Genomic DNA, 11,104 nt, shown 5'->3' with positions numbered 1-11,104 from the left:
CTGCAATATTGGCAGGACTTTCGATTTTACTGAACACTCTTCAACTGCTCTCGGAATATTCAATAGATGAACTGAATGAAATCGCAACAATTGCATTAAGTACCTAAAGATGTGTAGATACCTATGCCGTTTGGGAGAGGGCTGGGGTGAGGGAACTAGGAAAAAATCTTAGTCATTATCAGGCTGAGTTCGCACTGTTCATTCTGCTTATACGATATTTTAGGGAGATAACTAATATTTGCTTCTTTAATAATTTTTAAAGCATTTAACGCTTTAGATGGTTTATCTTCACCTGAAGTATGTTTAGGATAATAAGCTTCAATTGCTCCTAAATTTAATACAAAATAGCCTAAATCATATAACCGAGTTATTAACTGAATTTTTTCTTTTAAATAGAAAGTTTCAGGTAATTTTAAAGCTTCTCGACGCTTATTATTAGTTTCAAATTCGAAAAGCTCATCAATTTCTTGCAGTTCTATATCTGTAATTGCTTCTTGATTTTTGACTTTATGTGCTAATTCTTTTAATCGACTATACTTATCTTGCCATGTGCGTTTCTTTACCTACTCTGAAATGATCGAACCTTTGATTTTGCTTTCAATACCTTGTTCTTCGCATATCTGATCAAGTCTTGTTAATAGATTAATTCTCAAATCTTGAAGCTCTGAAGTTTGTGCTCCTAGCTCCAATTTATCAAATCCATCAATTAGAATATCTAAATCTAAGAGGGTAAATACTTCAATATCAAAATGTTTATAAAAATCATAAAACCGTTTAGTATTCATTTTTCCATTTATTCTAATAATTGGAATGTTCGTTTTTTCGAAACAATAAGATTCATTAATAAATTTTGATAGCCCTTTTAGAAATATGAGGTCTGAATCACCTTCCACTAAAAGAACCTTTTTGGAAAAGAAAGCAGGAGTACTGTTTTCATAACAAATAATTTGGAAAGCATCTTTGTAAGAACTATTTTGAACAAAGTTAATTTCTTTGGCTTTTGAACATGGAGGCGCTGAAGAAAAGTCCTTATATATTTTAATAAAACAAGTTTCTTTAGCTGTAGCAGAAAAAAAGTTTGGAGAATGAGTAGTGACAAATACTTGATCTTTTGATGATAATTTTTCAAGAAGATTATAAAGAATTCTTTGACCATTAGGGTGGAGGTACAACTCAGGTTCTTCAAACAGAAAAATATAATCAGTATTTTGATTATCAGAATTAAGCTTCTCAACGTAAGTTCTAAGGATAGAAAAAACCAAAGTACGCTTAACACCATCACCTTTATAATCAATAGTGGTTTTTATACCATCATCTATCAAAATTTGTGTGCTATTAAAAATTTGTTTTACTTCTGGATTAGGAATTTGGAACTCTAATTTTATTTGTGAAAAGCTTTCTTGAAAAACCTTTTCTATTTCCATTTCTAGTAATTGAAGACTCGGTAATCGTTCATCTACAATATTTTCTGTACCATCTTCCTCTTTAACAAGCTGACGATTCAACATTTTATTGAGTTTTTCAAAAGAATTTTTAATATCCAAAAACTCTGGAGATTTTTCAATTTGTGTAAACAAAATTTTTATTAATTTACCAAAGCTAGTACTTTCTTTTGTTTTTGTTTCATCACTAAAATCTTTTACGGCTGGTATATATATTGGTTCAGGAAATATTGGTGTAACCGTGTTACTAAACCCTGTAGGTAAATTTTCCCAATCAAAATGAAAGTTATCTTCCGAAAGGCTTTCTGTTATTTCTTCAATCTTTTCTTTTGCTGCAATTTGTGATGAAATTGAACTCACGATATCTTGATTGAGTCCATAAATATCAGTTAAAAACCTTTTGATTTCTGCTGGTTTTTTTCCTTTAAGCTCACTAGCAATCCAATCAGATCTATAAATTTCGTTGGTTGGGACTTTTTTATAACAAAGCAGATCACTTGTATAATCTAGTTTATATTTTCTACGGAAACTTATTGAATCATTTTCTATTATATTTTGAATTCTAGTTCTGTTTTCTTCGTCTGAAATTTTATTTAAGTCATTCTCATTTATATCGGTAAAAGTTATATCAATGAAAATCTCTTTAGACTTCTCATAGTAATCAGATTCTGAGATTTTCGTACCTTTAAGAAATAAATTGATAGCTAAGAGAACAGTGGATTTACCTGCATTATTTTCGCCAATGACACAATTCATCTGTGAAGGTGTTAAATCAATATTTTTAAGGCCCCGAAAGTTTTCGATATGAATTTTTGAAATTTTCATCATTGACTATCTAATTAATTTTAATAGTTATATTTATAAATTATAGATCCAAAAAAAGCCACCCATAGGTGGCTTTTTTAAATATCAAACTACAGCATTAAAGCGCTGCAATCTGCTCCATATTCGCTTTAATCTTCGCTAACTGATCAGCAAACTCAGCAAGTTTCACTTTCTCACCTTCAACCACAGCAGCAGGTGCTTTCGCTACAAAACCTTCATTGCCAAGTTTAGTGGCAATTTGGTCATGCTGTTTTTGAACCTTGTCCAAGTCTTTTTGTAGACGACCCAATTCTGCTTTAGGGTCAATTAAGCCCTTCATTGGAACATATACAGATACGTGACCAACGACAGATGATGAAGACAATGGTGGTTGTTCGCCATCAGCAAGGAAAGTGATGCTTTCAACTTTCGCCAATGCTTTAAACAAAGGTTCAATACGTGCGATCTGCGCTTTTTCAGCATCAGTCGTGTTTTGCAGCAAAACAGGCAACAAACGAGCATTACCTAAGCCCATCTCACCACGGATGTTACGTACCGCACCAATCAAACCTTGCAGCCATTGCATATCTGCTTCAGCCTGGTCATTAATCAATGCTTGCTCAGCAACAGGGTACGGCGCCAACATAATGGTTTCGCCAGCGATACCAAGTTTAGGCGCAAGCGTTTGCCAAATTTCTTCAGTTAAGTACGGCATTAACGGATGAGCAAGGCGTAAAGATGCTTCCATCACCGCAAGCAATACACGACGAACTTCAGCTTTACGCTCTTCAGATACGTTTTCATCGTTGAGTACAGGCTTGGTTAGTTCTACATACCAGTCACAGTATTCATTCCAGATGAATTCGTAAATTGCTTGTGCAGCCAAGTCTAAACGGTAGGTTGCAAACGCAGTTTGTACCGCAGCAGTCGCTTTTTGTAGACGGCTTACGATCCACTGTTCAGGCAATTCCCAAAGGTCTTGACGAGCTTCTGAACCAATGGTTTGACCTTCGACATTCATCATCACGAAACGGGTTGCGTTCCAGATTTTGTTAGCAAAGTTACGGTAGCCTTCAACACGCTTCATATCGAACTTAATGTCACGACCGGTGTTTGCAAGCGCACAGAATGTGAAACGAACAGCATCTGTACCGTAAGATTGAATACCTTCAGGGAATTCTTTGCGAGTCGATTTTTCAATCTTCGCCGCTTGTTTCGGGTTCATCAAACCAGTTGTACGTTTTTGTACTAGGGTTTCAAGATCTACACCGTCAATCAAGTCTAATGGGTCAAGTACGTTACCCTTAGATTTAGACATTTTCTGACCTTCGCCATCACGTACCAAACCGTGAACGTACACAGTTTTAAACGGCACTTGTGGCGTACCATCTTCATTCTTCATGAAGTGCATGGTCAGCATGATCATACGTGCAACCCAGAAGAAGATGATGTCAAAACCTGTCACCAATACATCTGTTGGGTGGAATGTATTTAAGAAGTAATTTTCTTTGTCTTTTGCTTCGTCGCCAGTCCAACCTAAAGTTGAGAATGTCCAAAGACCTGAAGAGAACCATGTATCCAATACGTCTTCGTCTTGATCTAATTGAACATTAGCAGGGATGTTGTTTTTCGCACGAACTTCAGCTTCGTCACGACCCACGTAAACATTGCCTTCTGCATCGTACCAAGCCGGGATACGGTGACCCCACCACAATTGACGAGAAATACACCAGTCCTGGATGTTGTTCATCCATGCCATGTACATGTTGCTGTACTGCTCAGGCACGAACCTGATACGACCGTCTTGAACCGCTTCAATTGCAGGTTGTGCAAGAGGGGCAATTTTTACATACCATTGGTCTGTAAGTAGTGGCTCAACGATCACGCCTGAACGGTCACCGCGAGGTGGTTTCAACGTATATGGTTGGATTTGGTCTAACCAGCCTTTAGCTTCCGCTTGTTCAACGATCTTCTTACGTGCTTCAAAACGCTCTAAACCAACGTATTCTGCAGGTGCAGGAATGGTTTTCGAAATTTGCTCACCCGCTTTTGCGATGTACTCAAACTCAGCCAACACTTCAGCATTTTTATTGAAGATGTTGATGATTGGCAATTCGCAGCGTTTACCTACTTCATAGTCATTGAAGTCATGTGCAGGGGTGATTTTTACACAGCCTGTACCAAATTCTTTGTCTACATATTCGTCTTTAACGATTGGAACCGCACGACCTGTAATTGGTAGGATGATGTTTTGACCTACAAGTGCAGCATAACGTTCATCATCAAGCGCAACAGCAACCGCTGTATCGCCTAGCAATGTTTCAGGACGCGTTGTTGCAACTACGATGTGATCTTTACCATCGTGGGTACGCAGTGACTTATCTTCAAAGAAGTATTTGAAGTGCCACAATGAACCTGCTTCTTCTTTATCAGCCTCAACTTCTAAGTCAGAAAGGGCAGTTTGTAATTTTGGATCCCAGTTAACGAGGCGTTTACCACGGTAAATCAGACCTTCTTCGTGAAGTTTTACAAACACTTCTTTTACCGCGTTTGAAAGACCTTCATCCATGGTGAAGCGTTCACGTGACCAGTCAACTGAAGAACCTAGGCGACGGATTTGACGGGTAATATTACCGCCAGATTGTTCTTTCCATTCCCAAACTTTTTCGATGAACTTTTCACGACCCAAGTCATGACGGCTGACACCTTGCGCACCCAACTGACGCTCAACCACCATTTGCGTTGCAATACCTGCGTGGTCCGTACCTGGCTGCCAAAGCGTATTTTTACCAGACATACGGTTATAACGGGTCAGCGCATCCATGATGGCATTGTTAAAACCATGACCCATGTGCAGGCTACCCGTGACGTTTGGTGGCGGAATCATGATACAGAAAGATTCGCCTTTTTCAGACGGCTTAAAGTAACCACGCTCTTCCCAAGTTTGGTACCATTTTTTCTCGATCTCGGTCGGATCGTAGGTTGTCGCGATATTTTGCGCTGAGTCAGTCATAGTCTAAACAGATCAAAAGTGAATGAAAAATTGGATCTATTGTAGCAAAAAAAATAGTGCATGCGGCAGCTTAACCAAATGCAAACTTTAGCCAATTGGCATGTATAGCAACTCAACGTATGATAGAACGATAAAAAACGCGACTCATCGCAGCATATCAAAAAGGATAATAAGATGAGCTATAGCATTTCCCTGAAGCTTCAACCCGAAACCCATCAGCGCTTTAAAGAGATCCATTCCAGATTAAATGCGGGCGAGCAAGACAGTCTGGCCAGACCCTTAGGTGAAAATCTGGCCGATATGGCCTGTGAAATTATTGACCAGATTTTTGGTCAGGTGGTGCAGCTGGCCAAGTCACCGGACGGTGAGTCCGAAAAAGTGATTCAGCAGATTATGCATAACACCCGTAAATATATGCCTTGGTCGGTTTCGCTGTTTGGCAATGAGCGGCTGATGCCTATGGTGAACTATTTGCATTGCATGACCTATGAGCATCAAGGTGATGCCTTCGTCCGATATCCGGTGGAAAAGTTGCTGGTGATGGAGCTGCTGGGCTGTATTGACCAGATGAAAAATGGTAATCACCAGTATGTATCGCCGGCTTTAAAAGCCTTTACTCAGGTGGTCGATCAAGGGGTGACACATCTGATCCGTGAACCGAAAAAAATGTTGAAATTTAATGTCGTGGTCGATAAAACCTTGAATGGGGTGATTCATTTAACCACCCAGTTAGGCTATAAACGTTTTGACAAGCTCGGTAGCATCTATGATGCCGATACCATGAGTTATTATTTTGAGCATTTGCTGGCATTTCTGGAAGATGAAATGCCGCACCATATTCATTAAAACAAGGGAAAGAGGATTTCATGGCGAAAGTTGAAGACTTAAATGGAAAAGTGGTCTGGATTACCGGCGCATCTTCAGGGATTGGCAAGGCGATTGCACAGCAATGTGCTGCACTCGGGGCCCAGGTGGTACTGACTGCACGCCGGCATGAAGAACTGGAAAAGGTACGTCAGCATTTAAATAATCCTGAACAGCATATTTCCATCACGGCTGATATTACAGATGAAAGCCAGGTTCGCCATGCCTATGATCAGGTTTTGCAGCAAAAAGGCCAGATTGACTGGCTGATTAACAATGCCGGACTCAGCCAGCGTGCCCTGATTGCCGATACCACCATGCAGACTGAACGTGCCATTATGGAAGTGGATTATTTCTCTCAGGTGTTTCTTACCAAAATGGTATTGCCGACCTTTCTGGCACAAAAATCAGGTCGTATTGTATTTATTTCCAGTGTGGCAGGTCTGCTCGGCACCCAGTATCGAGCTTCTTATTCAGCAGCCAAAGCAGCGATTCATATGTGGGCTAACAGCTTGCGTGCTGAAGTTGCTGATCAGGGCGTTCAAGTCTCGGTGATTTTCCCGGGTTTTGTTCAAACCAATGTCTCGTTTAATGCCTTAAATGGGGAAGGCAAGCCTCAAGCCAAGCAGGATGAAGCGATTGAAAATGGTCTGTCGGCAGAGGATTTTGCCCGTCAAAGCGTACAAGCCTTGCAGTGTGGCGAAGAATATATTGTGATTGGCGGCAAGAAAGAAAAACTCGGCGTGCTGGTTTCGCGTATTTCACCTAAGGTACTGTACAAAATGATTCGCAAGACCAAAGTCAAATAATTTAAAGCCTGATCAAATTCAGGCAATTTTCTCTTGAGCGAATTGAACCTGATTGCGACCCATCTGTTTGGCCTGATACATGGCATGATCAGCAGCTAAAGTGGCTTCTTTAATCTGATTAGGATGATTGAAGAAGCTGATACCGATACTGATAGTCAGATAAATATGCTGCTGCTCATGATGTAATGGGGTTTCTTCAAGCTGCAACCGGATTCGTTCAGCAATTTTAAAGGCGGCATCCTTTTGAATATCATGCAAGACGAGTAGAAACTCTTCACCACCAATACGTGACACCTGGTCTTTGCCCCGAATATTGGCTTTAAATATCTGACTGATATGTTGTAAAACCAGATCACCGACCTGATGTCCATAACGATCATTAACGGCTTTGAAATGATCTAGATCTGCCATCAAAACTGCATGCTGTAAGGCAGGATTGGGATCTATTTTTTGAATATAGGCTTCAAAGCCACGACGGTTTAATAATCCGGTCAATGGGTCGTGATGGCGCTCCCGTTGCAACTTTCGCACCAGATCCAAAATTGCACAGCCAATGAATAAACCTAAAAAGATCAGATCAATCAGGAGCAGGAGCAGCTGCGTAAATGCCCACGCTGGTTCGTAATGGGCGACAAATCCCTGATCCTCAAGTAAAACAGAGAACAGCAAGGCACGTCCCATGATGATAAACACAGTCGCAAAGGTAAAAATTTTCAGATAACTGTCGATACGTAAGCGTGTGCTCGTCCGAATAAAGGCAATCGGGCGGTGCAAATAAATTCCCGCAGTAATGATACCAATAATCAGCAAACGGGCAGTCTGGTCAGCAGTCACTTGGGTAAAGTAGTAAATGCCAAACGCACCCAAGGCAATCAGGTAAATATAGTTTGGCCATATATAGTCGATTTTTAAACGCTCATAAATGGCTTTGCTGTGAAATGTACAGGACAAGAAGTAAAGAGCAGCAATTAAACTAGATATTTCAACTAAAACTGATGCAGATAAAACGGTATTGAGTAATATCGTCACGCCAATCAGAATCAGTGCATAAGCATAAGATCTTAAATAATTAGGTAAGCCTTTATAATAGGAAATACTCAGCGTGATGATCCCCAAGCTCGACATGATGCTGGGCACGAGTAGACTGTAAAAATTCAAATCCAGGATCAGCATATTAGATTATAATGTGAGCAGGTGTGTGAATAATATCATTTATTGCGATGAAAAATATAAATAAAATTGACACTTAAACTGATCAAAATGACCTATTGAACCGCTCGATATTTTATAAAAACTCAAAAAAATAATATCAAAATGCCCCTCACTCCTGATGATCATTGAGCTGAAAAGGCATTTGTTTTAGTCCAAATCGATGGATGTATTTATAAAATGCTACCAATTTGGACTTGTAGTTTTATCCTGAAAATTTAAGGTGGAAACAGGATAAAAATATAAAGGATCTATCTGAATGAAAACCCCGGTGCCCGATTATCTCCAGCATGTATTAACGGTCTGTCAGGATAATGATCAGGGCGCTTTGGCTGACTATATCCCTGAACTGGCAGCGGTAGATCCAGACAGGTTCGCCTTGGCGCTGACCACGGTGGATGGCACGATTTATTCCACGGGAGATGATGAAACCGAATTTACCATGCAGTCGATGTCTAAGCCTTTTGCCTATGCCTTGGCATTGCAGCATTTGGGGATCGGCGCTGTGCTGGAAAAGGTGGGAGTTGAACCATCAGGGGAGGCTTTTAATCAGATTTCACTGGATAAAGAAACCAATCTTCCCAAAAATCCAATGATCAACTCTGGTGCGATCACCACGCATTCTTTGATTCCGGTACAAAAAGGCATTTCGCGTGCGGAATACTTACGCCGTTTTTTAAGTGAGCTGGCAGGACGTCAACTGGAATTCGACAAGCAGGTGTATAAGTCTGAAGTCAAAACTGCATTTCGAAATCTGTCGATTGGCTATATGCTGCGTACTGTAGGTGTGCTGGATTCGGATCCTGTTGAAATCGTAAATGGATACATCAAGCAATGTGCGATTAAAGTGACGGTCAAAGATCTGGCAAATATCTGTAGTGTGCTCGCCAATGGCGGTGTTCAGGCCAAAACTGGCAAGCAGTTGTTAGAGCGTGATGTGGTGCGCCAAGTGCTTAGCGTGATGATGACCTGTGGCATGTATGATGCGGCGGGTGACTGGCTGACGACGGTCGGCATTCCTGCTAAAAGTGGTGTATCTGGCGGAATTATCGGGGTATTGCCTGGACAAGTGGGAATCGTGGTATTTTCTCCTAAAATTGATGAGCATGGGCATAGTGTACGTGGCGTGGATATCTTCGAGCGTTTATCACGTGACATGGGCTTGCATTTGATGGAAGGGACACCATCGGCACAGACCATTTTGCAAAGTCGTTATACGGCAGGTAAGAACAATGACATTGTCGTGTATGAGCTGCGCGGTGTATTGCAATTTACCGAATCGGAAATGTTGCTGCGGATTTTGCAGGATGAGCCAGACGCTCAAACACGCATAGTCATAGACCTGACCAATTTGACTCTGATTCATGATGTGGGTGCCCGCATGTTATTTGAAGGCGTCAAACGTTTACAAGCAAATGGGCACAAAGTGGTAGTCATTGATTCAGAAGGCGTATTGAGTGAAGAGCAGGTCAAAGGCAATAAACGTGTGATGGTGACAGAAGAGTTAGAGCGCTATTTGGAGAAGTTTAGTTAAACTATACCCATGGGGGTGAGCAATACTATTACTTACTCTTTAAAACTTTCTCAGTAGAGGAAATGAAATATAAAAAAGCCCCGAACAGGGTCGAGGCTTTTTTCAAATCTTGCAAAGCTTATTTAATATGCTCGGCAATGTCCGTAAAGATCACGCCTAAGCCGTGTGCACCTGCATCTGGATAGCCCAAGCTACGATCACCGACCGTACCGGCACGGCCCATACGCGCCACAATCTCTTTGGTCGATTCTGCACCTTTTACTGCGGCCTCTGCACCTAAGACAAAGTTTTGTTTAAAAGTCTTATCGGTATTGGCTGACCATGAGTCTGCGCAAGGTACAAGTGCATCAATCAGGGTTTTATCACCGACCACAGCGCCACGACCAAATGAGCGTTCACCTGTAGTTTGAATACCTTTCACTGCCGCTTGCAGCATCTCGGCAAAATCTGCCACGCTTAAGCTGGCTTTACCTTGAATGGCTTTACTCGCTGCACGAAATGCTGAACCCCAGATTGGGCCGGATGCACCACCACAATGCTCCATGATAATCATCGAGCTATTCAGTAAGAATTCATCCATCTGTTGTGCTTGAATCAGGCTTTGCCATTCGCGTTTCAGCTGTTTAAAGCCTTTTGCGACGCTCATACCAAAATCGCCGTCGCCTGCATGGGCATCCAGCTCGCAGAATCGTACTTCATTTTTGATGATGCAGGCCGCCATTACATCAACCACATAACGCATGTTTTCAATCGTGAATTGCTCATTCTGAATTTCAGCATGTTCTGCTTGGGTTTCAACTTCAGTATTTGCGGTTTGTTTTGCTGCTGCGTCTTGTGCTGCAAATTCAAATGGTAGTGCAGGCGAACCATCAAGCTTCAAGGCAGGGGTGTTGGCCTCGGCATCTAAGTAGCCTTTCAGTTCATCATCTACCGCAAGTAATGATACCGATGCACCGTTCATGTCGATGCTGGTCATATAGTTGCCAACAAAGGTGCGGTAAATTTTGATGCCTTTACGTGCAAGGTGTTCACAGACATCATGGTTAAATACATACAACTCTTGCATTGGGATAGAACCAAAACCATTGACCAAGACTGCAACTTCAGTCAAGTCAGGACGGTCAAGGAATAAGTCATCGACAATACGCTGTGCCAGTTCTTTTGATGGCAAAATCTTTTCACGACGGATGCCCGGTTCGCCGTGGATGCCCACGCCGTATTCCATCTCATCATCTGCAAGTGTAAAGGTTGGTGTGCCTTTGGCAGGAACGGTACATGAGCTATAGGCAAAACCTAAGCTAATCACGTTGTCCGCGGCTTTTTGTGCAACAGCTTTGACTTCGCTCAGTTCTAAACCTTGTGTTGCTGCTGCACCTGCAATTTTATGTACAAATACAGTGCCTGCCACGCCACGACGACCTACTGTATA

The 11,104-nt window shown here is 41.4% G+C and carries 7 protein-coding genes; 3 read left to right on the top strand and 4 right to left on the bottom strand.

Features of this window, described 5'->3' with window-relative positions:
* Window positions 1-563: 563 nt before the first annotated feature.
* Window positions 564-2,267 (bottom strand): ATP-dependent nuclease, encoded by a 1,704-nt coding sequence (locus tag WAK81_RS01360; RefSeq protein ID WP_422195374.1) that lies wholly within the window; start codon window positions 2,265-2,267, stop codon window positions 564-566.
* A 97-nt stretch (window positions 2,268-2,364) separates the two neighbouring features.
* On the bottom strand, window positions 2,365-5,259 hold the full coding sequence (locus WAK81_RS01355; protein ID WP_422195373.1) for a valine--tRNA ligase: 2,895 nt from the start codon (window positions 5,257-5,259) through the stop codon (window positions 2,365-2,367).
* Between the two features lie 174 nt (window positions 5,260-5,433).
* Between WAK81_RS01355 and WAK81_RS01350 the strand changes: the two genes are divergently transcribed.
* Window positions 5,434-6,105 (top strand): hypothetical protein, encoded by a 672-nt coding sequence (locus WAK81_RS01350; protein WP_422195372.1) that lies wholly within the window; start codon window positions 5,434-5,436, stop codon window positions 6,103-6,105.
* A gap of 20 nt (window positions 6,106-6,125) precedes the next feature.
* The gene (locus tag WAK81_RS01345) at window positions 6,126-6,932 is read left to right on the top strand and encodes an SDR family oxidoreductase (RefSeq protein ID WP_422195371.1); all 807 of its coding nucleotides are present in this window, start codon (window positions 6,126-6,128) and stop codon (window positions 6,930-6,932) included.
* Window positions 6,933-6,950: 18 nt separating this feature from the next.
* Here WAK81_RS01345 and WAK81_RS01340 read toward each other — a convergent pair whose 3' ends face one another.
* The gene (locus WAK81_RS01340) at window positions 6,951-8,057 is read right to left on the bottom strand and encodes a GGDEF domain-containing protein (protein WP_422195370.1); all 1,107 of its coding nucleotides are present in this window, start codon (window positions 8,055-8,057) and stop codon (window positions 6,951-6,953) included.
* Window positions 8,058-8,400: 343 nt separating this feature from the next.
* On the opposite strand from WAK81_RS01340, the gene WAK81_RS01335 reads away from it, so the two are divergent.
* On the top strand, window positions 8,401-9,675 hold the full coding sequence (locus tag WAK81_RS01335; protein WP_422195369.1) for a glutaminase: 1,275 nt from the start codon (window positions 8,401-8,403) through the stop codon (window positions 9,673-9,675).
* 118 nt (window positions 9,676-9,793) lie between these two features.
* Here the strand turns inward: WAK81_RS01335 and dhaL are convergent.
* Window positions 9,794-11,104: dihydroxyacetone kinase subunit DhaL (gene dhaL, locus WAK81_RS01330; protein WP_422195368.1), on the bottom strand; the 1,311-nt coding region annotated here is incomplete at its 5' end.

The sequence above is a fragment of the Acinetobacter sp. genome, assembly GCF_049284435.1.
In the GTDB taxonomy this organism is placed as follows: domain Bacteria; phylum Pseudomonadota; class Gammaproteobacteria; order Pseudomonadales; family Moraxellaceae; genus Acinetobacter.
This window is presented reverse-complemented; position numbering and strand designations above follow the sequence as displayed.